Consider the following 24,115-nt stretch of genomic DNA (forward strand, 5'->3'; position numbering starts at 1 on the left):
ACTTTACCAAAATGATTAAGCTGTCTGATTACCTGAATTATCTCAATAAGGAGATAATTCAGGCTCGTAAAAAAGCCGATGAAAATGCGATCCTTGTCGCCAAGGAATATGCAAACCATGAGTATTTGAAATATTTCAAGACGCCAAGGTATGCTTTTCCAAGTGTAAAGATGGATATTCCACTAAAAATTACGGATATCAGTTCGTCGTCGAAATATGACTTCAAACTTGATGAGTCGAAATTTCTGAACGACGTAAATGAGAGAATCGAGGCAGTGAATAAGGAAAAACAACTTAACATTGCCCCAATTACCAAGGAACAAATACAAAATGATGAATTCAAACAACTCTTTAAAACGCTTGAAGCAAAAGATCAACGATTGGTTAAAAATATTGATGACGAGATAAAGAAGATTGATTTGTTTCCGCAAATAAAGTCGTTGTCAGTCGGCAGGTTCAGACCTCAGGACACCACTGCAAGCGCAGAGGATACGGAAATGAAGAAAATCCTTACAGACACCATCAGCCATAATTTCTCTCTGGTATCCACCAAGATAAACGACATTTTCATCGACCCCAACACATCCAAGGCCGAAGACAAAGACAAAGACAAGCTGTTCATCAACCTTCATGTGGAAATGGAAGAAGAGGGATTGAGGCTGGTAATATTCACCGATAAAGACGGAAAACAGGTGGAAGAAATTATTTTTGAATAGATGCAGGAATTTATCCATAATAAGGTTAAAGTGATCGAAGCGTTTTTTGCCGAATTCAATCAGACGCAAAAACTCTATGCCGACAAGTCGTTCGACTTCGATCAGCGATTCACTGTTTTTCTGAATAAATTATCCGGTTATTTCAAGGACAGGGGCGAAAATGCCAGTGAATCGGAAATACTGCGGATAACAAGTATGCTTCATACGGTGAGACGAGGTTTCGACCCCTCGAAAATGGAAAAGATAAAATCAGGCAAGCGCGAGCTATTGTGGGGATTTTCCTATCACGGAATTGAGACCGTTGATACACTGTTACAGGAAATGTACAGAAAAGAAATTGTAAAACTTGAGGAAGGAAAAGAGATTCTCTCCAACTTAGTGCTCAACCTCTATCAGCAAGGGTTTCTGACCGATGAACAGTTGAAAGGGCTGGATTCGATTCCTAAAATAGAACTGTTCTGGAGTTCACTACTCTCCCAAAACGGGTCTATTTCGTTTATTAACAAGAAATTGCACGCACATCTCATTACAGAAGACATTTATCTCCTGCTGGACGAAATCATCAACAAAGCATTATGAAACGAGCATGAACATGACTTCACCCAAGATCATGAATTACGAAGTAATCGACGTAGTCAATGTCGCGAGTTTCATATGATACATTTGAACTTTTTCGATAAGTGAATACAGAGACAAAACTTGTTTTGACTCTGTTGAGCGTAGAAAAATCCGGATGAAATTGAAAATCAATAATTTTAACCATATGAAAAGGAACAGATATATAGTCCTGCTGGACAACCAGCATGAATCAACGATCAGAAGCGTGGAAAAGGAGTTTGCCGTGAGTGTCACATCGTCGGAACTCCTATCGAGAGATAACCGTTCGTTTAACATTATCGACAACAGCCATGCCGTACTATATAAAAACCTCAGCATGATGGTGGTAGACGATGTGGATGAAAAGCAGCTCTCCCTGTCGCTGACCGACAAGAAAAGCCCTATCGTCTATTTCGAAAAGGAACGGGATTTCTATGTGGCGGACGAATTATCCCTTATCGAAGAGCTGAAGATGGATATTGACGCGTTAAAAAACAAAATTCTGGAACTGGAAAGCACCATACGCAAGAAACCCGCTCAACAGCCATCGGTATCTGCCACAGAACTGGAATGGGGATTAAAAGCCATCGGCATGGGCGATACGCTGTTCTCCGGCAAAGGGGTCAACATTTGCATACTGGATACCGGTTTCGAGATACAACATCCCGATTTTGCGGGTAGGGAAATCGAAGGAAAATCCTTTATAGAAGGTGAGGATTGGGATAGAGATCCTAACGGGCACGGCACACATTGTGGCGGCATTGCCTGTGGCAATGTCCGGAACGATACCGGCAAACGGTATGGTATCGCCAAAGACAGCAACCTGAAAATAGGCAAAGTACTTTCAGACAAAGGCAAAGGGAGTACCAGCAGTATCGTCGATGCCATCGATTGGGCGATTACGAAACAATTCAGAATTATCTCCCTCTCGCTGGCAGCACCCGCAAAGTTGAATGAAAAACCTTCCATACTTTTCGAGACCATCGGTAAAAAGGCGTTGGACAACAATTCTCTTCTCATTGCCGCTGCCGGTAACGACAGCAACCGGCCTGCATCGCTCGCTCCTGTCTCAGTGCCCGCCAATTCGCTTTCCATTATGGCGGTCGCAGCCATCGACAAAGAGATGCAGATTGCGCGCTTCTCCAATGCAGGAATCAATGCCGCTACCGGTGGGAATATCGATATATGTGCACCCGGGGTTAATATCTTGAGCGCATATCCGCAGAAAAATGGGAGTTCGGATAACTACGAGTCGCTTAGCGGAACAAGCATGGCAACCCCATTCGTGTCGGGTGTGGCAGCATTGTATATGGAACAGTTCCCCAATCTAACGGCACGGGAAATATGGGGATTACTTGAGAATAATGCGAAACCGATAGAAAAGCTGAAATATAGGGATATCGGCAAAGGGTTGATACAAGTAATAAAATGATGGGGACATGAACACCTATTTTGCGGTTCTGAAGGGGGGAGTTTCTTTTGCGAAAGTCAGCAGAACATTGAAGGCTTCCGGAATAAAAATAATCAACTACTACCGGAAGTTGGGGGTCGTGAAATTTGAAACTGAAAAAAGTATATCCGATATCGATTTCGATTTTTTCATTTCCATAGAAGAAGAGAACAACAACTTCGGCATTTGACTATTGAGCAAATCACAGGAAAATTCTTTGTGCCATCATCATTTTTCCCTACCTTTGAATCGATAAATATTGAAATGTATGGGTACAATTGTAGCGCCGTCCCTGTTGGCGGCTAATTTCCTGAACCTGGAAAGGGACATCGAAATGCTGAACCGCAGCGAGGCGGACTGGATTCATCTGGATATAATGGATGGCGTTTTCGTACCCAATATATCTTTCGGATTTCCGGTAATCGACCGGCTGAAAGAAGTAACTTCCAAACCATTGGATGTACACCTGATGATCGTGCAGCCTGAAAAGTTTGTCAATGAGATTGCTGCCACGGGAGCTACCTACATGAATGTGCATTATGAAGCCTGTACGCACCTGCACCGTGTAATACAGGAGATAAGGAAAAAAGGGATGAAACCGGCTGTCACATTGAATCCTCATACACCTGTATCGCTACTCGAAGATATTCTTCCCGACCTGGATATGGTGCTTCTGATGTCGGTGAATCCTGGATTTGGAGGGCAACAATTTATCGAACATTCCGTCAGGAAAACGGCCATGCTTAAAGAGATGATACTGCGACAACGGACCTCTACCCTGATTGAGGTAGATGGCGGGATAAATCTGGAAACAGGCAAACGGTTGGTGGATGCAGGCGCCGATGTGCTGGTGGCCGGGAGTTTTGTATTCTCCTCAGCACATCCTGAAGAGACTATCCACCAATTAAAAATGCTATAAAACTATTTTTCCCTGATAACAAGGAAACATTCGAAAGAGTCTAATTATTATGAATGCAGTGATCGGAAAAACACCCTTCTTCCGGCTCTTGCTTCCCCTGATTGCCGTCATCATTACAGGAACGGCTTTTCCCGGAATTCTATCTGCATCCCTACTAATAGCCTTGATAGGATCGTCGTGTATGCTTCTGTCATGCTTTATCCCGCACAACAATCAATACAAACTCAGATGGCTGTTCGGTGCAGGGGCATGCTTTTTTATTTTTTCCCTGCCTCTATACCAGATTCGGCAACATACTGAATCCACTCAACTCACACCTCCCGGTTATGGACAATATGACCTCGGCATCGTGCTCGACATCCCCCAGGTGAAACCACGAAGCATTGCGGTGAATGTAAAAACATCCTCTCCCGGAGAAAAGAAATTGGTTCTCTATTTAGAGCAAACCGATGAGGCCAGAGGATTAAATCCCGGTGATGAAATAGTCTTCCTGTCGAGAGTGGAACCATTCAGGAATTTTGGTAATCCGGATGATTTTGATTATGTCGGATATATGAAGAACAAAGGTTTTGCGGGATCAGGCTATATTCCCGCGGTTGACTGGCAGAAAACCGGAAGGGAAATGAAGAGCATTCCTGTTATGGCCCAACGGTTAAGAGGCAAAGCGCTTGATTTCTACCGCTCTTTTGACCTGGAGGGTGACGCTTATGCGTTTATCTGTGCGCTTACCCTCGGCTACAAAGTCCACCTGTCCAATGATCTACAAGAGGCATTCAGGGCATCGGGCACGGCTCATGTGCTGGCATTAAGCGGATTGCATGTAGGCATCATCTACGCGGTTATCAGCTTGTTATTTTCTTTTTTTGGAAAAAGCGGCTACGGATTTATTATCCGCCAATGGTTAGTCATTATAGCGTTGTGGGGGTTTGTTTTTATGGTGGGGATGTCACCCTCCGTAGTCCGCGCGGCTATCATGCTCACGCTATTCAGCATAGGAAATCTGCATCATCGCAACGGGTTCTCCTATAATTCACTGGCTGCGGCTGCCTTTTTTATTCTTATCTTCCGGCCATCCTCCCTGTTCGACGTAGGATTCCAGATGAGTTTCAGCGCCGTATTCTCCATCCTCTATTTCAATCCAAAGTTACTCCAGCTCTTCCGGACCCGGAACAGGGCCGCGAAATACACCTGGAATTTATTCTGCATCACCACATCCGCACAATTGGGTGTTTTCCCGCTGGTACTCTACCATTTCGGCACATTCCCCACCTGGTTTTTCATCACCAATATGCTGGTGGTGCCTCTGGTCGGCATGATCATTTATGCTGTATTCCCACTCATCATTTTCGGATTACTCCGCTCCCTCCAATGGGATCTCATCACGGTGTTATATACTTTCTTTGAATGGATAGAAAAAAACCTGATCGAACTATTATTGAGGATCGTCTATATCTCCGAATCGATCCCTTTGGCCCAGATATCCGACAAAAAAATATCTTTTCTCCAACTTATACTCCTCCTTCTATTTATCTATGCTGTTACCCGGTTTCTTTTTTCACGGCGACCCCGGCCATTGATCATTTCACTGACTGTCTTACTCTTTTTCCAGTTCACAATCACCTATAAAAATATAACCTGCCCGGCACCGCAACTCACCGTATTCAATAGTCCCGGCCAAAGTGATATTGCCGTTTTTCACAACAATAAACGCCACTACCCCAATATTCCCGAGAATAGCTTTATTCCCCACCCTGAAAAAAGTATCCTACTGATATCGGAAACCAATTTTCCTGCCCACTATGCCGGAAAACCATTTCCATTAGATATCCTGATCCTGTCCCGACAAGCATCCTTTGATACCAACAAAATATTTGCGCTGTTCAGCCCCGCAATGATTGTCCTGGACAGTTCAATACCGGGATATGCCGCAAAAAGAATAGAACGGGAGTGCCATCTTCAAGGTGTGGCAATACACGATGTGGCGAAAAAGGGAGCATTTCTACTAAATTTTTAGCATAAACAAGATAGAAATACCTCTTGCCACCCGACAATATGCGGTGAAGGGATGTTCTGAAATCTCTTCGATCAGAGACAATACCTTTATATAAACATTTAACTCCGGTTTGAACAAACTCACCATATCTTTCTCTGCCTGTTTGGATAGTGCGTTCTTAGAAATTGAGTAGGATTCAGGAGGTTGAACTATCAATATTTAACAATGTATTGCCGTGAATTATCAACACAAATATATTGACTAATCAATTTTTTGTTTATATTTGCAGCCATGAAAGAAAGAAAACAGACATTGGGATTTTTGCTTGCCCGTGCATCTTATGCAATGGCGGCCAGTCTTAACAGTCTGGTGAAACATGAGGGAATCGATCTCCCCCATTCGCAATACATCGTTCTCAAAGTCCTCTACGAGAAAGACGGTTTAAGCCAGCAGGAACTGGCTACAAAGGTGTACAAGGACGTGGCAGCCATTAAACGCACATTGGACATCCTCGAAAATAAGGGATTGGTCAAACGTATTCCGGTTACCATGAGGAAAAACAGTATCCTCATTACCGACGAAGGGAAAAAGTTGATCCCTCAAGTATTGGACTGCATTAAAAAATGGGAAGATTCCATTTTGTCTGATATTGACGACCAGGAATATGAAACTTTTGAAAATGTGTTGAATACGATTTACAACAATACACAATAATTTTTTTACACCTAATATTGATTAGTCAATTATTCGTAATATAATTATAGATATTGGTTGTATCAGATATAGAATTGATAAAAATTCAGGATATAAATACCGCATATGAGCGCCTATTGAAAGGAGACGTAAAATATCGTTTTGTCATTGATATGGCATCCTTGAAATCCTAACAAGATGTCAATTCGATGGTCAAACAATAAGCGTCATCCATTATGCATGAAATCCACACGTGTATGATGATGTACGTAAGCCGGGGCCGTCTCAGAACGGGACGGCCCTTTTTTAAAAGCGGAAGGTAAAAGTTCTTTGCCGAACGATTGACATGATACCCCATAAGCCTCAAATACGAAAAAATGACCTATAGTGGCAGTCTGAATATGATTATTGATGCCGATTAAACACGATTGGGAGAGAAATCAATTTTACGAAATCAATAGCATTCAAAATAATACAATTTTTCCAATTCATAAAAACAGCGTACATTTGCAAATTAAAAGAGTAATCGCGCGGCATAATAAAAGAGTATATACTCTACGTAATACAAGAGTATTAAAACGGCAATAAATAAGAGTAACATTTCAAACAATATAGACATGGCATCAATTCAAGAAAGATTAGCGGAATCGCTAAAAGAGTTACAGAAACTGCAAACTGAAAATGGTCTTGCTGTTATAAAGTCATCTGACCTGTCTCGCACTCATCTTAGCAGACTTCTGAAAAATGGTTTTATTCAAGAGGTGATGAAAGGTTGGTATATTACATCACGCCCGGACAGCTTGTCGGGAGATACGACAAATTGGTACACTTCATACTGGTATTTCATATCGGAGTACGCAAACTCAAGATTTGGCGAGGAGTGGTGTTTGTCCGCTGACCAGTCTTTATCCATTTACAGTGGAAACAGAACAGTTCCAAAGCAGGTTATAATTCGTGTAGCCAAAGGGACGAACAATATTGCCAATCTACTGTATGGCACATCAATGCTGTATTTTAAGTCATCAATAGCCAACCCTATATACAAAGAACCTCAATTAGGTCTGAACTTATATTCCTTGCCGGAAGCTTTACTTGAATGTAGCCCCGATTTCTTTCGATTGGATAGCGTGGCTGCCCGAACTTGCCTGGCAATGGTGTCTGATGTTGGCGATATTATGAAAAAAGTGCTCGAGAATGGGAATACAACAAAGGCCGGAAGGTTAGCAGGTGCGTTTCGGAATATCGGTCATACCTCTGCTGCCGACGAGATAATCAACACGATGAAAAGTTTGGGGTACGACATCCGGGAAGAAGACCCTTTTAAAGACCGAAGTTCTATTGAGTATTCCCGCATTACCTCCCCTTATGTTATGAGGTTGAAATTAATGTGGAATAAAATGCGGGAAGTGGTTATTTCCAATTTCCGCGAAAGCAAACATACCCATACAGACATTGACGCTTGCTTGAAAAATATAGACGCACAATATAAGTTGGATGCTTACCATTCGCTTTCTATTGAGGGATATAAAGTTACGGATGAATTAATAGAAAAAGTAAAAATAGACAATTGGAAACCCGATGAAGATTCTTCCGATGCTGAACAACGTAATGCCATGGCTGCACGGGGGTATTGGCAAGCGTTCCAAGTCGTAAAAGAAAGTACGAAAAAGATTCTTAAAGGTGAAAATTCGGGAGAGGTTGTGGATAATGACCACAGGGTATGGTATCGTGAACTATTTGCACCAAGTGTTTCTGCGGGATTGCTAAAACCAGCTGATTTGGCCGGCTATCGCACCAACCAAGTTTATATCCATGGATCCATGCATACACCCTTAAATCCCAAAGCCGTTAGAGATGCCATGCCTGTCTTGTTTGAGTTATTAAAGGATGAACCGGACGCACGAGTCAGGACGGTCTTAGGACATTTTATGTTTGTATATATTCACCCATATATGGACGGGAATGGTCGTATTGCCCGCTTTCTTATGAATACAATGCTAATTTCGGGTGGTTATAATTGGACTGTGATTCCTGTAGAAAAGCGACAGGAGTATATGGCTGCATTGGAAAAAGGCAGCGTAAACGAGGATATTACTGATTTTACCTTGTTTTTAGCGGGGTTGGTAAATAAATCCATTTCAGACTGATATGGAATTGCATCAATGACCAAATATCCAATTACTTGGATGAAAGCCAACGTAAAAAGAGAATTGATAATATCATACAGAATAAGAGAGACGATACTATTGTAAATCTTGGAACTCATAGTATACCTAAATGGGTAATAAAAAAGATCAAGATATTCATTTTTTAGTTATTAGACGATCCTTAAGTATAATATTGAGAATCTCTTCTTTGTAATTTCTGGATATTGGAATTTTATGAAAGTCAACGTTTAATACATTCCCGTCAATAGCATTTACGTGATTAATATTCACAATATATGAGCGGTGAACTTGTTGAAAGATTTGTGGAGGTAGTAAATCATATATTTGTTGCAAGGTAGTATACACTATTTCTTTGGATGATGCTGTTTGAATGACAACATAATTTTCCATACTCTGAATAAAAAGAATCTCTTTGAGAACAATCCTTTTTAACTGCTTGTCACTCTTCACAAATATATAATCATCACCTTCTTTTTGTGCTGATTGTAACTGATCATGGACCTTGTTTACTGATTTCAGGAAGCGATCAAAAGAAACCGGCTTCAGAAGATAATCTATCACATCAAACTCATAGCCTTTAAGAGCGTATTGCTCATAAGCTGATACGATAATTACTTTAGGCGATTTTGTCAGGTTCAACAACAATTCCAGTCCCGACATCTCAGGCATTTCAATATCAAGGAATATAAGGTCGACTTGTTGGTTCTTCAGCATTGTGTTGAGCTGGATAGCATCTTCACACTCTCCAACCAAAGTAAGAAAATCTATTTTTTCGACATACCCTCGCAAGCCTTTTCTTGCCATAGGCTCGTCGTCTGCAATTACACATTTTATTTTCATATCAATCTATACTTATGGCCAATTTAACGACAAATATACTTTCTGTTTGTTTAATCTCTAAATTGTATTTATTGGGATACAAAAGATCGAGCCTCCGTTTCAGATTTTCAATACCGATTCCTTGCTCCTTTTTGTTGCCAGTATTTTGAGACTGGGATATTGAATTTTTTATCTCGAATTGAATTTGGTTTTCTTTTAACTTCATTTCCAGTTGTATGTTGTATTCACCTCTTACATATTTAAAGGCATTTTCAATCAAAGGCTGAAACAGAAGTGGATGTATTTTTTGCTCTTTCAATTTCGGGTCGAAATACACCTTCAAGACAAGCCTTTCACTCATCCGCAACTGTTGAAAAGCGATGTATGACTTCAGATAATTTATCTCCTGTTCCATCGTCACCTCCTGTTCTATATCATAAAGCTGATATCGTAACAAATGAGATAACAGCTCAATACTTTGTTTTGCATCCTTGTTATTCTCATCTATCTGAAAATAGATAGTATTTAAAGCATTGAACAAAAAATGGGGGTGGTATTGTGATTTCAGGAATTTGAGTTCGGTTTCCAACTGGTCGACTTTTATTTTTTCCAATTGAAGGTTTTGTTCCGTGAAATTTTCGGATAAAATCCGGTTGCGTATGATTATATAGTATAGGAATAACAGAAGAGCCCCAACAATATTGACCATCAGCGATTCTCTCGGTCTAAAATGCATCTGGGTTATATACTTGATACTAAATAGATGTATGATATTTATGAAAGGGAAATTTATCAGAAAGATAAATGCGTATTCTTTCCAGTTTCCTTTCTTTGTATCCTTGTTTTTATTGATAAAATACCGGGATATCCGCCGGTACATATAACTTGCAGCGTAGAATACGACAATCATCATACCTAAAGACAGCAGACGTGCCCTTAATGCGAAATCTGAAAATTCCCATATTCTCTCATTATAGACAATATCCGTAATAATAAAGAAACATATCACAAGCATTATGGCGATAGACAAGGTGTTGCCCCATCCACTCTTTGCATTCATCTGTTTAGCATTTATTGTTATAACCCAATCCGTTTACTTTCCTCTATTCGATTGTCATTTTGAGATTTCTTTATCTCTCTGCCCCGATTAAACCGATAACCGAGAGATATTCCAACCATTCTGCTATCCCTCTTTTCTTTGGATGTATAATAGAGGTAGTTGCTGTCTACTGTCACCCGAGGGCCGCTGGAATCAAAAAGATCTTGTGCGTAAATATAGAGATTAAATCTGTCATTAAACAGATTTTTGCGAACGCCGAAGGATACCGTCCACAATGGTTTGAGGGTGGTTTGTCCTTCAATCATCTTGCCGCTATAAAATCCGTTGGCTTCTCCGCTCCAACTCCATGGTAATACGAATTGATTACTGACAAATATCATGGGAGTTGTCGCTTTATTCGTATAAGTCTTTCCCGGAATCATCCAGTCGAATTGTTTATAAGTCAAGGATCCGTTTATATGACTTGTCCACCAGTCAAAAGGTTTCAAATTATTCAATCCTATTCTTAATCCAAATGAGTTGTTGTTGGATAAATTTCGTGGCATAATCAGGACACGGCTATCCTCGACCAAAAAGCTTAACGAAATGGGGTTGCTCCTGTGAGCGTAAAATGCATTGAATGAAAATCTTTTTTTGAATAGCCATGAAATTTCCAGATTGTCTATCAGCTCAGGTTTCAGTTGAGTATTTCCCTGTTCATATAAGAACTGATCCCTAACCTCGACAAAAGGATTCATATTCCGGTAATTCGGACGGACAATACGGCGACCATAGACTACAGACAATCCATGATTATCAGAAAGCTCATATTTTGCCATGAAAGTCGGAAAAAATTGCAGGTAATTTTTATTGAAAGTGGAATCCTGATTGGCTGAACCATACCTATTTTTGGTGTATGTATTTTCCAATCGTAAGCCTGTTTCTGTTGAAAATCTGGAAGACCATTTGGCGTTCAATTGAAAATATGCCGCATTGATGTTTTCCTTATAATCAAAATTACTACTTAGATTATTATCCAGCCAATTACCGGCAATTGAATTTTTATATAATCCATTGGTACTTATATGTACAAGAACAGATTTAAGTCCGATCTGTAAGCCAAACTTATCGGATATATCATAGTTCAAATTGGTCTGTCCACTGTATATTTTGATATCACTTTTTGTCTCGCCGGACAGTGTGTCTTCTTTTAAAGAACGGGTGCCGGTATCAAAGACAGATTGTAACAACTGATCATCATTCTGGTCAAAATGTTGGAAATCAAAAGCTGCATCCCATTTTCCTACCTTTGTAAATTTATAGAGTATGCTGGCCCCTCCTATGATGTTGATATAATGATGATCCACTGTGTTGAAGGCTGTCAGAGTAGAGTCACTTTGCATATTGTTGTTGGTAAAAAAGTCTGATATGATTCCTTCATTTTTATCTCGATCAAACCAATTTGATGATAGGTAGGTTCCAATGGCTATCTTATCCGACAAATCATAATCAATCCCTGTTTTTAGATAATGTCCCATATATTTCCATCCGATATCATCTACAAAATCTTTTCTCAGGTCGAGCGGTTTTGAAGTTGCCGGATCCAGGTAACGTCCAGATACCGACAACTCTACAGCTTCTTCACCCCAATAATTAGCGTAGTCGATATACATGTTCAATTTGTTATGACGAAAACTCAGTGATAGATTGTCACCTCCTCTTATGCGCTTTCCTCTTTCCAAAGAGGCCGATGCTGCTATATGAATGCCTTGTTCTTTGATTTTCTTCCTTTGGATATTGATCATACCCGAACTACCCGAAGCATCGTATTTGGATGAAGGCTGGGATATCAATTCGATATTTTCGATCGTATTTGCCGGAATAGAGCGTAGGTAATTGATCAGATTTTCCCCCGACAGGTATGTTACCTTATCATCTACCAATACACTGGCACCGGATTTGCCATTGAGTATAATGGTTCCGTCGTTTTGTATTATCACGCCCGGTAGTTTACGAAGCGCATCCAGCGTATTGGCATCTGCACTCAACAGTGCAGAAGAGAGGTTTACAATTGTTTTTCCCGGCTCAACCCTAAAAGGCGGACGTTTGCCCGTGACTGCTACTTCCGAAAGCATGTGTGTGTCATCCTCCAATAGAACGTCTCCTGTTTGAACGGTTGAATTTTCTTTTATTTGCAGTGGAACATCTATCTTCTTATACCCGATCATGGACAAGGTAAGAATATAGTTGCTTGGCTGGATGTTCAATATTGTAAACTGTCCGTCCATATCTGTTGTAGTGCCTGTTATATAAGTCGTGTCAGGATCGCTTAACAGCAGAATTGTTGCACTTGCCAGAGGTATACTGTCCTTGTCTATTATCCTGCCTGATATTACAGATTGTGCTGATATACTGATTGTCTGAATTACCCATACAATCAAGATATATACTTTATTCCATTTCATAGCCATATTCCTTTTTAAATTTTATGCTCAAAACTACTTAGGAATAATAGGGTTTTGAAATTTATATGACGAATGGAATGATTTACTTGATGAATGACAAAAATTATGCCTCCGCCCTGCGGACGCAATCGGAAAGTTTGATTCAAAAGTTGTCCAATTGAACTACTTTTCATATATTTGTGCTACGGATAAAAAACGGGAACTTTTTTTTCTTTAAAAATTACTTTGAGGAATTTTACGAGAACCAGTCGGATAAAGTCAAAAAGAAAATTGTTTGGACGCTAAGGGTCATTGAGGAAATTGACCAGATTCCCGAGATTTATTTAAAACATCTAAGTGATACGACGGGGCTTTACGAAATTAGGATTCAGGTCGGAAATAATATATACAGGATTTTCTGCTTTTTCGATCTGGGCAATATTATTGTTGTTGGTCACGGTTTTCATAAGAAAACGCAAAAAACACCTAAACAACAGATCGAAAGGGCAGAACAGATAAAAAAGGAATATTATGAAAGTAAAAAATAAAAACCTCAAAAGTTTTGATCAGTTTGTCGATGAGAAGATTGGCAAAAGAGGCACTGAAGTACGCGAGGAATTTGAAACGGAATATGAAGCTTTCAAACTCGGAGTTTTAATACAGCAAGCAAGAGAGGAAAAAGGGTTGACTCAAAAACAATTGGCTGAATTGGCAGGAACGAACAAGTCCTATATTTCAAAATTGGAGAGAAATTTAAAGGATATCCGGTTCTCAACCTTACAAAGAATTATAAATGAGGGATTAGGTGCACATTTGGACATTTCAATCAGGTTTTGAATAAAAGCTAACGCTTCCATTGTTACTTTCCGTCTATATTTTTCGTGAATTCTTCCATCTGCCGTGGAGGTACCACTTACCTTGTTTATCCGGATTCTTCTCAAAAGTGGGAAATTTTTCATACTTTTGTCGCTCCATTACACTACAGAAACTAAAATGAATCATACTCCATCCATTTCAAATGTAATTCAACCCTGGAAAGTAGAGCAGGTTATGGAAGCCATCGATAGGGCAGAAAAGATCGTGATCACCACGCACCGTTCTCCCGATGGCGATGCATTGGGATCTTCACTTGCACTCTACCATTTCCTGAAGAGAAGAAATAAGAATGTAAGAGTTATCGTACCCAACTCATTCCCTTATTTCCTGAAATGGATGCCCGGAGCCAGGGAGATTGATATCTATGAATATAACCCTGCCGCAGGACAGCATATTCTCATGCATGCCGACCTGATTTTTTCATTAGACTATAATATCTCCAAACGGGTGGGTGACATGGGATCTTTCCTGGATCAGTCCCCGGCAAAGAAAATCCTGATAGACCATCATCTTCTCCCGGGAGAGAATTTCGACATTATCATATCACATCCCGAAATATCATCCACAAGCGAAGTCCTGTTCAGATTATTCTTGCAGGCAGGAAAATATGACGAGTTGACAAAAGGTGAAGCCGAATGTATCTATTGCGGTATGATGACCGACACAGGCAGTTTCACCTACAATTCGAGCGATCCTGAGATTTTTGAGATCATCAGCCTGCTACTACGAAAAGATATCAATAAAGATGCCATCTATTCACTCGTATTCGATAATTACTCCGAAGAGCGATTCCGCCTGCTTGGCTTTACCCTGTCGCAACGGATGGAAGTATATCCTGAACTGCATTCAGCACTTCTTTATCTCTCTAAGGAAGACCAGGCCCAATTTCGTTTCAGCAAAGGTGACACCGAAGGTTTTGTGAATTATCCGCTCAGCATCAAAGGTATCTTTTTCTCTACCTTTATCCGCGAAGACGATGATCTTGTCAAGCTTTCGTTCCGTTCCCAAAAATCTTTTCCCTGTAATGAATTTGCAGCCGATTTCTTTAACGGCGGGGGCCATTTGAATGCCTCGGGGGGGGAGTTCTATGGCACTTTCGAAGAAGCAATCCGCGTTTTTAAGGAGGGATTGAAGTCTTATGAGACGAAATTAAAAAGTGTGGCAGACAGCCTTTAACCCATTTTTAAGAATAGATAATGTTTATTTCAGCACAACCCCTGTTTTTTTGGAGCAGATTATGTATTTTTGTAGGCTGTTCGTGAATAATGAAATTTGATTTTTCACTTACAAAAGTCTTGGATCTTGATTCTTGGATCTTGGTTCCATTCGAAGTTTCTCATTTTTCACTTTTAATTTAAGAAGTCTTTACTCTTTATTCTTTACTCTTTACTCTAAAAATATGAAACTATTCAAATCCATAGTTCTCATCCTTGTCAGTGTATTAACGCTGACCACCTCCTGTAATAATAGGAAAACGTATGCCGAATATTTAAAAGATGAAAGAAAGGCTATTGATCTCTTTATTGCGAAAAATAATCTCAAAATTCTCAAGGACTTCCCATCTGACACAGTATTCGGTGACAATGAATTCTATAAAGATCCGGCAACCGGTGTCTATTTTAACATAATAGAACGCGGCAACTATGCCGTGAAGCCGGTATGGAGGGAAAATATTTCTGTCCGCTTTAAAGGATTGCATTATTTCTCTACCACAGATACCATCTTATACTCCAATAACCTAAGCACCTACCCGGAAATATTGGAATATATAGGACCGGTTACCTCTTTGACACAAAGCAGTTATGACAATGCGGGGTGGGTTGTACCCCTCTCTTATGTGGGACACACGGGAAAAGTGAAATTGATCATCCCCTTCGAGATGGGGTCATCTTATGACCAGTCTCAATATACCCCTACTTATTACGAACAAGTGGTATACAGGTTTGAAAATCAGTGGTGATTATAAATATAATTTTTTTATGGCATTAATCAAATCCATATCCGGGATAAGAGGGACAATCGGCGGGACAGTCAACGAAAACCTGACTCCGCTTGATATCGTAAAATTTACAGCTGCCTATGCAGCATTTATCAAAAAAATATCAGGAAAGGAAAATCCACGTATCGTTGTTGGGAGAGATGCCCGCATTTCGGGTGAGATGGTACATCGTATCATCACCGGCACGCTTATAGGTATGGGATGTGATGTGACCGATATTGGAATGGCTACGACCCCTACCACAGAAATCGCCGTTGAAAAGGAAAATGCTGCCGGCGGTATCATTATCACCGCCAGCCACAACCCGAAACAGTGGAACGCCCTGAAACTGCTAAATAGCAAGGGGGAATTCCTGAATGCGGCAGAAGGAGAGGAAATCCTGTCCATCGTTGAATCGGAAGACTTCTTATTTTCTCCTGTGGATAAACTCGGGAAAGTCATCCAGAAACAATACCTTCACGAACATATCCAACAAGTACTGTCGCTGGAGTTGGTAGATAAGGCTGCCATAGCTGCCTCCAACTTCCGTGTGGCGATAGATTGCGTAAACTCTGTGGGAGGAATTGCTATCCCGGAACTGTTGTATGCATTGGGGGTGAAAGAGATCTTTAAATTGCATTGTGCGCCCCACGGCAATTTCTCCCACAATCCGGAACCACTTCCACAGCACCTGACCGAATTGGCATCGCTGACACGAAGTTCCAAGGCAAACGTAGGTTTTGCCGTGGATCCGGATGTAGACCGGCTGGCGATCTATTGCGAAGACGGCGAACCGTTTGGGGAAGAGTATACGCTCGTGGCTGTGTGTGATTATGTTTTACAGCACACGCCCGGTAATACGGTATCCAACCTTAGTTCCAGCCGCGCGCTGAGGGATGTCACACGTGCCCGGGGCGGAGAATACAATGCTGCGGCAGTAGGAGAGGTAAATGTGGTAACCAAGATGAAAGAGACCCATGCGGTGATCGGAGGTGAAGGTAATGGCGGCGTTATCTATCCCGCTTTACATTACGGCCGCGATGCACTGGCAGGTATCGCACTTTTCCTCACCTATCTCGCCAAATCGGGTAAAACTCCCTCGGAGTTGAGAAAATCATATCCGGCTTATTTCATGGCGAAACAAAAGGTGGAGCTCACACCCGATATTGATACGGAAATGATCCTGGATAAGGTGAAAGAAAAATTCAGTGATCAACAGATAACCGATATAGACGGAGTAAAAATCGACTTCCCCGACAAGTGGGTGCATTTGCGAAAATCGAATACAGAGCCTATCATACGTGTTTACTCCGAAGCACCTTCCCTGGAAGAAGCGGAAGAGATTGGCAAACAGGTTATAAAACTCATACAAGAATTCTCATAATTTTCACCTCAAAGCCATATCCCGGATGATGTGGCTTTTGAATTAAATAAACTAAACAGGTCCGGAGTTAATGAAAGATACACTGATCAGTCGCGAAGAGTTGCGCAGTCTGCACCCTGCATTCAGGGGCAAATACGGAGACAAATTGATAGACTTAGGGATAAAAATATCCGCATTGAATGTAGCAAATGAAGTTTATAACCGGTCTAAACATCTTACCGGCCCTGCTTTTTGTAAAGACCTGCTGGATAAACTCGAAATCACCCGTACGGTAAGGAATGCAGAGGTGCTGGATGAATTCCGGGACCGCCCCTTTATCACGGTATCCAATCATCCTTACGGGCATATCGACGGGATTGCGGCGATTGAGACCGTGGGTAGCCGGGTACGGAATTATAAGATGATGGTGAATGTTATTTTAGGACTTGTGGACACCATGTCTGAAAACTTTATCACGGTAAACCCTATGCAGTACGCCAACAAGAACAGCATCAATCTCGCGGGTATCAAAGAAAGCATAGCCCATGTAAAGGCCGGTCATCCACTGGGTTTTTTCGCCGCAGGGGCAGTTTCCAATCTTATTTTCAAGAGAGGAAGAATGACAATTGAAGACCGGGAGTGGCAGCCGGCAGTTATCAAGATTATCCAGAAAACAAAAGTACCGGTTATTCCAATGCACATTTCCGGACGCAACAGTCTCTCTTTTTATTTGTCCAGGATATTTGGCTATCAAGTACGTACACTCAGGTTGTGTCACGAATTCTATAATAAAAAAGGAAAAGAGATGGTGATTACCTTCGGTAAGCCGATCATACCGGATAGGATCAAATCATTTAAAGGCGATGTACCCGCTCTGGCTCATTACCTGAAGGAAGAAACCTACGCTTTAGGATATAACTGACGATAAACCGGACCCAAAAAACAAACTTGTTTGAATTTTGGTGAGGTATTTATTCTGTACTCGCGTAACGAAAAAGTTCTTATCTTTGAATATTCAAAAAAACAGCACGCTTATGGCAAAACATTCTTTACAACAGGTGAAGCAACGTTTTGGGATTATTGGCAATGATCCCAAGCTGGATCGTGCTATCGACATTGCTTTACAGGTAGCTCCCACCGACTTATCGGTACTTATTACCGGGGAAAGCGGAACCGGGAAGGAGAATTTTCCGCAAATTGTGCATCAATATAGTAACCGCAAGCATGGCCCCTTTTTCGCCATCAATTGCGGTTCAATACCCGAAGGCACCATAGATTCGGAACTGTTCGGGCACGAAAAGGGATCGTTTACCGGTGCCATGGGTACCAGAAAAGGTTATTTTGAGGTGGCCGACGGCGGTACGCTCTTTCTCGACGAAGTGGGTGAACTCCCTCTTCCCACACAGGCACGCCTGCTTCGTGTACTGGAGAGCGGAGAATTCATTAAAGTGGGTTCCTCCAAGGTAGAGAAAACCAACGTACGTGTTGTAGCAGCCACCAATCTCGATATGGTCAACGCTGTAGAGAAAGCCAAATTCAGGGAAGATCTTTACTACCGCCTCAACTCGGTACCCATCCGTATTCCGCCGCTACGTGACCGCTCAGAAGATATACCGCTTTTATTCAGAAAATTCGCAGGTGATTGCGCCGAAAAATATATGATGCCTCCTATCACCCTGACCGATGAAGCAAAAGAGAAACTGAAAAACTATCGCTGGCCCGGGAATGTGCGTCAACTGAAGAATATCACCGAGCAGATATCTGTCATTGAACAGGAACGTCTCATCACGGCAGAAATACTTCAAAAGTATCTTCCCAACAACGAAGTAGGAATGTTGCCCGTTTCAATCCATCAGATCCATGAGTCGGAACAGAAATCATTCGCCAACGAACGGGAGATACTCTATCAGGTCCTGTTCGATATGAAAAAGGATATCACCGATTTGAAAAGCGTGGTGAAAAGCATGATGGAAGGTTCCACGCAACATTCTCCGTACAATGCATCCTCAAACGAGATGCACCACTCCCCTTCAATCATCACAAACGATAATACCCGCGTCTCGGTTCCTGTAAAATATGAGGCCATGCAAAAAAAAATCACTTTGGATGAGCCTGAGAGGAACAATATCCAGGAAGCTACCGAATATGAAGAAAGTGCATTATCGATCAGTGATGTGGAGAAGGAGATGATTATGAAAGCGCTGGAAAGGCATAATGGAAAAAGAAAATTGGCTGCCAACGATCTGGGCATTTCCGAACGTACACTTTACCGCAAAATTAAAGAGTACTCACTCTTAGGTTAGATTATGAAGAAAAATATTTTCATTCTCCTGTTATTACTCATTTCCGTCAGTTCGTGCAGTGTATCCTACTCTTTCAGGGGTACATCCATCAATTATGATCTCACCAAAACGCTCCAGATAGGCCATTTTGTCAATCAGGCCCCCCTGGTATATCCCCCGCTTGAGCAACAGTTCAATGAGGAGATGAAAGATATGTTCACCCGCAACACACGACTGCAATTGGTGAATCAGAACGGCGATATGGAGATCGAAGGAGAGATTGTGGGATATGAACTGACGCCGATGGCAGTACAGGAGGACGCATTTGCTTCTGAGACACGTCTGACCATGACGGTGAGGATGAGGTTCCGGAACAACAAGACAGATGATCCCGAGATTGAGGAGAGGATCTCTGCCAACCGCACGTTCTCCAGCGATCAGGTATTCGACTCTGTACAGGACCAGCTTCTTAACGAGCTCATCGATGAAATCATAGATCAGATATTCAACGCCACCATGTCAAACTGGTAATTGTATGCAAAAGGAAGATCTATACAATTGGATAGAAAATCCGGAAAGCTTGGACGCTTCTACGTTGGAAGAACTGAAAACGGTTGTGGGGGAATATCCCTTTTTTCACACGGCCAGATTACTCTATACAAAAAATTTAAATCTGGTTGACAATCAAAGGTATGAAGAGGAGTTGGGCAAAACTGCAGTTTTGTGCAATGACAGAAGGAAACTGTTCTACCTCATTTACCGGGAAGAATACGGGAAATTGCTGGGTAGGGATAAGAGTATTCATTTGAACAGGGCTGACAGGACGGAACAATTACTGGAGTCATTCCTGTCCTCGCTTGGAGAAAAAGCTTTAGGAGAAAATGAGATAATTGAACCTGCCACAGATAACATAGAATATAATCTGGCAGCGACAGACTACTTTTTGTATCTGAAATCGCTGGGAGGAATGGCCGGCAATCTTGATCAGGACGAACAGCAAAAGTTACAGCATCAGGATATAATTGATGCATTCATCGAAAAAGCAGAATCGGATGTATTGTTCGTCCCCGGGGATACAACCCCATCCGGAACGAAACAGGAGCCGGAAGAAAAAGAAGAAGGCGGTGAATTCCTGACTGAAACACTCGCCAGAATCTATATCAAACAGAAGAAATATGAACAGGCACTGACAATAATTAAAAGGTTAAGTTTGAATTTTCCAAAAAAAAGTGTTTACTTTGCGCACCAAATTCGTTTTCTCGAATTATTGATTATGAATGCAGAAAAAAATAAAGACAAATAAGATATGTATATTTTCATCACAATCCTTATTGTACTGGCAGCGATCCTGATGATCTTTGCCGTATTGGTGCAAAAATCCAAAGGAGGCGGACTGGCAAGCGGTTTCGCATCATCAAACCAGATTATGGGTGTTCGGAAAACAACCGATTTTCTGGAGAAGTTCACCTGGACATTGGCAGGAACAATCATTGTTTTAAGCATCCTGACAGCCAAATACACTACCACCCGCTCACACATCCCGCAATCACAAATAGAAGTTGAGCAACCGGCTCCGTTAAATCCTTCCACAGCCCCGAACGTGACTCCGGAAATACCTGTTCCGTCACAGATTCCCGCTCAACCTCAACCGGAAGAAGAAACACCGGGAGAGTAAATGATAATTTGCCATACGACCTTGGCATTAAAAAATATACACATTGTCGTATGAAACAACGTGTGCTATTCTTTTTTTTTCTATTATCGTCCCTGTCCGCAGGGGCGCAGACCATTACATATGATACGATCAGGGTATCTCCCAATGACGAGCGGAATATCCACCGCGATCGTCCGGTAAACGTAAAGCCCGGGAAGCCTTTGGGAAGGGGAAATGTAAGTGCCGGGAAGCAACCGGCCACATTCGACAAAAGTAAACTCCGGTTCGGTGCGGACCTCGGCTTGTCGATAAGCAATAATTACACCAATCTGGGGTTTGGGCCGCAAATAGGGTATCAGTTTAACCAGTACTTCATGGCAGGTGCGGGGATCAGATACTATTATAACAAATCGCGCACCTATGATTACGAGATAAAAAGCAATTTATTGGGAGCCAACTTGTTTGGATATGCTTACCCGCTGAGTTTCATAGCCCTCTTCGTACAACCCGAAATAAACTATATCTGGTCCAACTTGAAGCCGCGGAGAGACATGGACCTGAACTCGTATAAGGACGACGGAGTTGTTCCTTCATTGGTGATAGGGGCCGGCTTCCGTTTGGGCAGGTCGCATATCACACTGAATTATGACCTGGTGCAAGACGACAAGTCACCCCATCCCGATGGATTGTATTTAGGTGTTTCCGCCTTCTTCTAAATGCACTTAATTACCTATAACCACCCAACCTGATCACTCAAACACCTAACCACTCAAACACCTAACCACTCAGGCACTTAACCACTCAGGCACTTATTCGATCAACGAAACATAATATCATGTACAACGGGCACTCCCGCATGATCATTCAGTTTTTTAATCAGTTCCTCTTTGCTCATCATCAGTTCGGCGCGTAATACAGCAGAAGTAAGATGGACGTAAAGGGTGCCACGGTTGAAATAGAGGTTACCGGTGTACTTGGCAATCCCCTCCCCCAATAATTCACTCCATCCCCTGATAACTCGTTGTTGGGACATTTTAATCTTCAGCGCACTATTCTCATTAAAAAAATCGGAGAGCGCTTCCGACAATGATTGAGCATTTTTCTTCTGCATACAGGCTAACCTTTCATCAGGAGATTATCTCTCCATTCATTACCGAATAGATATGCGAGTTGTTATTAATCCTCGCCAGTATTTTATCAAGTGATCCCCTGTTGGTATCCGATATGAATATTTGTCCGAATTCCGCACCGGAAACCAATTTTACAATCTCCTCCACCCGCTTCGAATCGAGCCGGTCGAAAATATCATCCAATAACATGATAGGAGTTGTTTTCCCTCTTTTCAACAGAAAGTGAAACTGTGCCAGTTTCAGCGAAACAAAATAAGTTTTATTCTGCCCCTGTGAACCCACCTTCTTAATGGGATAATCATCGAGCAGCATCTCGAGTTCGTCACGGTGAACACCCACCGAAGTATGACCTAAAAAGACATCACGTTGCCTGTTATGTCTCAACTTCTCCAGAAAATCAGCATTATTCAATTGAGAGGTATAGCTGAAAGAGACTCGCTCTCCGGATTGGCTGATACGCGTATAGAATTGATTGAAGATAGGAGTGAATTCCTCAATAAATTCTTTCCTTTTACTATAAATAAAGGTCCCGGTTTCAGCCATCTGCTCTTCCCAAAGATCCAACAAGGTGAAATCAATAACCGATTCCTCATTTTTCAACAGCACATTCCGTTGTTGCAATGCCTTATTATACCTGACCAATGCACGTAGATATTCCTTGTCAAACTGGGAAACAGCCATATCCATAAATCTGCGGCGCACTTCACTCCCGCCTGTAATCAATTCATTATCCGCGGGAGATATCATCACCAGGGGGAGCAGACCGATATGGTCTGAAAGCCGCTCGTATTCCTTCTTATTGCGCTTGAACTGTTTTTTTTGTCGACGACGTATAGCACAAAAGATCTCCTCTTTAGTCTCATCTTCAAACTCATACTTTCCCTGTAACATACATACCTCTTCACCATGCCTTATAATTTGCGAATCTACAGGATTCGTGTAACTCCTGCAAAAGGAGAGATAATAGACGGCATCGAGCAGGTTGGTCTTCCCCATTCCGTTGTCACCTATGAAACAATTCATCTTAGGAGACAATGTGAGATCTGCCTGAGTCAGGTTTTTATAATTGATAAGGGAAAGTTCTTTCAGAATCATTTTTTTAGAGTCAAGATTCAAGAGCCAAGATTCAAGACTATTGAATTTCTTGGGCTTCTCTATTTCTTCAATTTTTCACATATCACATCAATATCACTCTTCCAACAACAACCGTTGGAGATCTTCGGGAGAAATATTCATTTTGAGTCGTCCCTGTGAAGCAAATGATATCTTACCTCTCTCTTCGGAAACAATAATCACCTTCGCATCGGTTTCCTGGGATATTCCCAACCCTGCTCTGTGACGTAATCCAAGGTGGGTAGGAATATTGGGGTTTTGTGAGATGGGCAAGATACATCCCGCAGCCTTGATTTTTCTCCCCACAACGATCATAGCACCGTCATGCAACGGACTATTTTTAAAAAAAATATTCTCAATAAGCCGTGACGATATGTCGGCATTAACAAGTTCACCCGTCTGTTCATAAAGTCCCAAATGGAGATCACCCTGAATGGCAATCAGTGCTCCTGTGTTGGTTTTCGACATATTCATGCAAGCAAGCACGATAGGCGTCAAATACGACTTGTCGTTCTTCTGCTTATCGCCGGGAAAAAAGAGTTTTGTGATGAAATGCCATCCTCTTTTAGAACCAAGAGACATCAGAAAACGCCGGATCTCATCCTGGAAGAGGATTACCAACAAGAAAAGTCCCACGCTCACAAACTGATCAAGGATAGATCCAAGCAATACCATATTAAATACCCTTGAAACCAGGATCCAGATTACCATGAAAACCAGGATTCCGAGAAAGAGGGGACGCATCCCTGAAATTTTCACCAACCGGAACAGGTAGTAAAGAAGTAGTGCCACCAGCACTACATCAATGAAATCTTTTATTCCAAAATGTGCGAGCATATATCCTTATGAAATTGAACCGTGTCTACCGTGTCTATATCGAG

Annotated in this window: 25 protein-coding genes; 19 read left to right on the forward strand and 6 right to left on the reverse strand. The window is 41.7% G+C overall.

Features of this window, described 5'->3' with window-relative positions:
• Positions 1-11 precede the first annotated feature (11 nt).
• From ABV001_RS04775 to ABV001_RS04810, 8 genes are all read left to right on the forward strand, one after another.
• On the forward strand, positions 12-716 hold the full coding sequence (locus ABV001_RS04775) for a hypothetical protein (protein ID WP_352421752.1): 705 nt from the start codon (positions 12-14) through the stop codon (positions 714-716).
• Positions 717-1,295: a hypothetical protein gene (locus ABV001_RS04780; RefSeq protein WP_352421753.1), complete on the forward strand. Its 579-nt coding sequence runs from the start codon at positions 717-719 to the stop codon at positions 1,293-1,295. It begins immediately after the preceding gene.
• A gap of 184 nt (positions 1,296-1,479) precedes the next feature.
• Complete coding sequence (locus ABV001_RS04785) at positions 1,480-2,745, forward strand: S8 family peptidase (protein ID WP_352421754.1); 1,266 nt, start codon at positions 1,480-1,482, stop codon at positions 2,743-2,745.
• Positions 2,746-2,752: 7 nt separating this feature from the next.
• Positions 2,753-2,953: a hypothetical protein gene (locus ABV001_RS04790; protein ID WP_323424750.1), complete on the forward strand. Its 201-nt coding sequence runs from the start codon at positions 2,753-2,755 to the stop codon at positions 2,951-2,953.
• 78 nt (positions 2,954-3,031) lie between these two features.
• Positions 3,032-3,682 carry a ribulose-phosphate 3-epimerase gene (gene rpe / locus ABV001_RS04795; protein ID WP_352421755.1) on the forward strand — a complete coding sequence of 217 codons (651 nt, stop codon included), beginning with the start codon at positions 3,032-3,034 and terminating at the stop codon, positions 3,680-3,682.
• 49 nt (positions 3,683-3,731) lie between these two features.
• Entirely contained in the window at positions 3,732-5,696 is a 1,965-nt protein-coding gene (locus tag ABV001_RS04800; RefSeq protein WP_352421756.1) for a ComEC/Rec2 family competence protein, read from the forward strand.
• A 270-nt stretch (positions 5,697-5,966) separates the two neighbouring features.
• A complete protein-coding gene (locus ABV001_RS04805; RefSeq protein ID WP_352421757.1) occupies positions 5,967-6,389 on the forward strand; it encodes a MarR family winged helix-turn-helix transcriptional regulator in 423 nt (140 codons plus the stop codon).
• A gap of 596 nt (positions 6,390-6,985) precedes the next feature.
• Positions 6,986-8,515: a Fic family protein gene (locus tag ABV001_RS04810; protein WP_352421758.1), complete on the forward strand. Its 1,530-nt coding sequence runs from the start codon at positions 6,986-6,988 to the stop codon at positions 8,513-8,515.
• Positions 8,516-8,671: 156 nt separating this feature from the next.
• On the opposite strand, the gene ABV001_RS04815 is transcribed toward ABV001_RS04810, so the two are convergent.
• The 3 genes from ABV001_RS04815 to ABV001_RS04825 are packed head-to-tail and all read right to left on the reverse strand — an operon-like array spanning position 8,672 to position 12,859.
• Positions 8,672-9,376, reverse strand: coding sequence for a LytR/AlgR family response regulator transcription factor (locus ABV001_RS04815; protein WP_352421759.1), 705 nt, complete (start codon positions 9,374-9,376; stop codon positions 8,672-8,674).
• Between the two features lies 1 nt (position 9,377).
• A complete protein-coding gene (locus tag ABV001_RS04820) occupies positions 9,378-10,415 on the reverse strand; it encodes a sensor histidine kinase (protein ID WP_352421760.1) in 1,038 nt (345 codons plus the stop codon).
• A gap of 17 nt (positions 10,416-10,432) precedes the next feature.
• Complete coding sequence (locus ABV001_RS04825) at positions 10,433-12,859, reverse strand: TonB-dependent receptor domain-containing protein (protein ID WP_352421761.1); 2,427 nt, start codon at positions 12,857-12,859, stop codon at positions 10,433-10,435.
• A 179-nt stretch (positions 12,860-13,038) separates the two neighbouring features.
• On the opposite strand from ABV001_RS04825, the gene ABV001_RS04830 reads away from it, so the two are divergent.
• From ABV001_RS04830 to ABV001_RS04880, 11 genes are all read left to right on the forward strand, one after another.
• Entirely contained in the window at positions 13,039-13,386 is a 348-nt protein-coding gene (locus ABV001_RS04830; protein ID WP_352421762.1) for a type II toxin-antitoxin system RelE/ParE family toxin, read from the forward strand.
• Complete coding sequence (locus ABV001_RS04835) at positions 13,370-13,675, forward strand: helix-turn-helix domain-containing protein (protein WP_352421763.1); 306 nt, start codon at positions 13,370-13,372, stop codon at positions 13,673-13,675. Before ABV001_RS04830 ends, ABV001_RS04835 begins: the two co-directional genes overlap by 17 nt.
• A 156-nt stretch (positions 13,676-13,831) precedes the next feature.
• The gene (locus ABV001_RS04840; protein ID WP_502929849.1) at positions 13,832-14,890 is read left to right on the forward strand and encodes a DHH family phosphoesterase; all 1,059 of its coding nucleotides are present in this window, start codon (positions 13,832-13,834) and stop codon (positions 14,888-14,890) included.
• A gap of 223 nt (positions 14,891-15,113) precedes the next feature.
• Positions 15,114-15,674, forward strand: coding sequence for a BamK family beta-barrel-assembly machinery protein (gene bamK, locus ABV001_RS04845; RefSeq protein ID WP_352421764.1), 561 nt, complete (start codon positions 15,114-15,116; stop codon positions 15,672-15,674).
• A 19-nt stretch (positions 15,675-15,693) separates the two neighbouring features.
• Positions 15,694-17,076, forward strand: coding sequence for a phosphoglucosamine mutase (gene glmM, locus ABV001_RS04850; protein ID WP_352421765.1), 1,383 nt, complete (start codon positions 15,694-15,696; stop codon positions 17,074-17,076).
• Positions 17,077-17,146: 70 nt separating this feature from the next.
• Positions 17,147-17,977, forward strand: a complete 831-nt coding sequence (locus ABV001_RS04855; RefSeq protein ID WP_352421766.1) for a lysophospholipid acyltransferase family protein — start codon at positions 17,147-17,149, stop codon at positions 17,975-17,977.
• Positions 17,978-18,089: 112 nt separating this feature from the next.
• On the forward strand, positions 18,090-19,358 hold the full coding sequence (locus ABV001_RS04860) for a sigma-54 interaction domain-containing protein (protein ID WP_352421767.1): 1,269 nt from the start codon (positions 18,090-18,092) through the stop codon (positions 19,356-19,358).
• Positions 19,359-19,361: 3 nt separating this feature from the next.
• Positions 19,362-19,868, forward strand: coding sequence for an LPS assembly lipoprotein LptE (lptE, locus tag ABV001_RS04865; RefSeq protein WP_323424766.1), 507 nt, complete (start codon positions 19,362-19,364; stop codon positions 19,866-19,868).
• A 4-nt stretch (positions 19,869-19,872) separates the two neighbouring features.
• Positions 19,873-20,640, forward strand: coding sequence for a DUF8458 domain-containing protein (locus ABV001_RS04870; RefSeq protein WP_352421768.1), 768 nt, complete (start codon positions 19,873-19,875; stop codon positions 20,638-20,640).
• Positions 20,641-20,643: 3 nt separating this feature from the next.
• Positions 20,644-21,012: a preprotein translocase subunit SecG gene (gene secG / locus ABV001_RS04875; RefSeq protein WP_352421769.1), complete on the forward strand. Its 369-nt coding sequence runs from the start codon at positions 20,644-20,646 to the stop codon at positions 21,010-21,012.
• Positions 21,013-21,062: 50 nt separating this feature from the next.
• Positions 21,063-21,707 (forward strand): outer membrane beta-barrel protein, encoded by a 645-nt coding sequence (locus tag ABV001_RS04880; RefSeq protein WP_352421770.1) that lies wholly within the window; start codon positions 21,063-21,065, stop codon positions 21,705-21,707.
• A 101-nt stretch (positions 21,708-21,808) separates the two neighbouring features.
• On the opposite strand, the gene ABV001_RS04885 is transcribed toward ABV001_RS04880, so the two are convergent.
• The 3 genes from ABV001_RS04885 to cdaA form a co-directional block, all read right to left on the reverse strand.
• Entirely contained in the window at positions 21,809-22,102 is a 294-nt protein-coding gene (locus tag ABV001_RS04885; protein WP_323424770.1) for a DciA family protein, read from the reverse strand.
• A 16-nt stretch (positions 22,103-22,118) separates the two neighbouring features.
• Positions 22,119-23,216, reverse strand: a complete 1,098-nt coding sequence (recF, locus tag ABV001_RS04890; protein WP_352421771.1) for a DNA replication/repair protein RecF — start codon at positions 23,214-23,216, stop codon at positions 22,119-22,121.
• A 93-nt stretch (positions 23,217-23,309) separates the two neighbouring features.
• A complete protein-coding gene (cdaA, locus tag ABV001_RS04895) occupies positions 23,310-24,071 on the reverse strand; it encodes a diadenylate cyclase CdaA (RefSeq protein WP_352421772.1) in 762 nt (253 codons plus the stop codon).
• Positions 24,072-24,115: the final 44 nt, after the last annotated feature.

It is taken from the genome of Proteiniphilum sp. (genome assembly GCF_040307845.1).
In the GTDB taxonomy this organism is placed as follows: Bacteria; Bacteroidota; Bacteroidia; order Bacteroidales; family Dysgonomonadaceae; genus Proteiniphilum.

Excerpts from the sequence above, each read along its gene's own strand:
- ABV001_RS04825 (WP_352421761.1), bottom strand. The coding sequence starts at position 12,859 with ATGAAATGGAATAAAGTATATATCTTGATTGTATGGGTAATTCAGACA.
- ABV001_RS04790 (WP_323424750.1), top strand. The coding sequence starts at position 2,753 with ATGAACACCTATTTTGCGGTTCTGAAGGGGGGAGTTTCTTTTGCGAAA.
- ABV001_RS04780 (WP_352421753.1), top strand. The coding sequence starts at position 717 with ATGCAGGAATTTATCCATAATAAGGTTAAAGTGATCGAAGCGTTTTTT.
- ABV001_RS04810 (WP_352421758.1), top strand. The coding sequence starts at position 6,986 with ATGGCATCAATTCAAGAAAGATTAGCGGAATCGCTAAAAGAGTTACAG.
- secG (WP_352421769.1), top strand. The coding sequence starts at position 20,644 with ATGTATATTTTCATCACAATCCTTATTGTACTGGCAGCGATCCTGATG.
- ABV001_RS04835 (WP_352421763.1), top strand. The coding sequence starts at position 13,370 with ATGAAAGTAAAAAATAAAAACCTCAAAAGTTTTGATCAGTTTGTCGAT.
- bamK (WP_352421764.1), top strand. The coding sequence starts at position 15,114 with ATGAAACTATTCAAATCCATAGTTCTCATCCTTGTCAGTGTATTAACG.
- ABV001_RS04785 (WP_352421754.1), top strand. The coding sequence starts at position 1,480 with ATGAAAAGGAACAGATATATAGTCCTGCTGGACAACCAGCATGAATCA.
- ABV001_RS04820 (WP_352421760.1), bottom strand. The coding sequence starts at position 10,415 with ATGAATGCAAAGAGTGGATGGGGCAACACCTTGTCTATCGCCATAATG.
- ABV001_RS04805 (WP_352421757.1), top strand. The coding sequence starts at position 5,967 with ATGAAAGAAAGAAAACAGACATTGGGATTTTTGCTTGCCCGTGCATCT.
- glmM (WP_352421765.1), top strand. The coding sequence starts at position 15,694 with ATGGCATTAATCAAATCCATATCCGGGATAAGAGGGACAATCGGCGGG.
- ABV001_RS04860 (WP_352421767.1), top strand. The coding sequence starts at position 18,090 with ATGGCAAAACATTCTTTACAACAGGTGAAGCAACGTTTTGGGATTATT.
- rpe (WP_352421755.1), top strand. The coding sequence starts at position 3,032 with ATGGGTACAATTGTAGCGCCGTCCCTGTTGGCGGCTAATTTCCTGAAC.
- ABV001_RS04870 (WP_352421768.1), top strand. The coding sequence starts at position 19,873 with ATGCAAAAGGAAGATCTATACAATTGGATAGAAAATCCGGAAAGCTTG.
- ABV001_RS04800 (WP_352421756.1), top strand. The coding sequence starts at position 3,732 with ATGAATGCAGTGATCGGAAAAACACCCTTCTTCCGGCTCTTGCTTCCC.
- ABV001_RS04880 (WP_352421770.1), top strand. The coding sequence starts at position 21,063 with ATGAAACAACGTGTGCTATTCTTTTTTTTTCTATTATCGTCCCTGTCC.
- ABV001_RS04775 (WP_352421752.1), top strand. The coding sequence starts at position 12 with ATGATTAAGCTGTCTGATTACCTGAATTATCTCAATAAGGAGATAATT.
- ABV001_RS04815 (WP_352421759.1), bottom strand. The coding sequence starts at position 9,376 with ATGAAAATAAAATGTGTAATTGCAGACGACGAGCCTATGGCAAGAAAA.
- recF (WP_352421771.1), bottom strand. The coding sequence starts at position 23,216 with ATGATTCTGAAAGAACTTTCCCTTATCAATTATAAAAACCTGACTCAG.
- ABV001_RS04885 (WP_323424770.1), bottom strand. The coding sequence starts at position 22,102 with ATGCAGAAGAAAAATGCTCAATCATTGTCGGAAGCGCTCTCCGATTTT.
- ABV001_RS04855 (WP_352421766.1), top strand. The coding sequence starts at position 17,147 with ATGAAAGATACACTGATCAGTCGCGAAGAGTTGCGCAGTCTGCACCCT.
- cdaA (WP_352421772.1), bottom strand. The coding sequence starts at position 24,071 with ATGCTCGCACATTTTGGAATAAAAGATTTCATTGATGTAGTGCTGGTG.
- lptE (WP_323424766.1), top strand. The coding sequence starts at position 19,362 with ATGAAGAAAAATATTTTCATTCTCCTGTTATTACTCATTTCCGTCAGT.
- ABV001_RS04840 (WP_502929849.1), top strand. The coding sequence starts at position 13,832 with ATGAATCATACTCCATCCATTTCAAATGTAATTCAACCCTGGAAAGTA.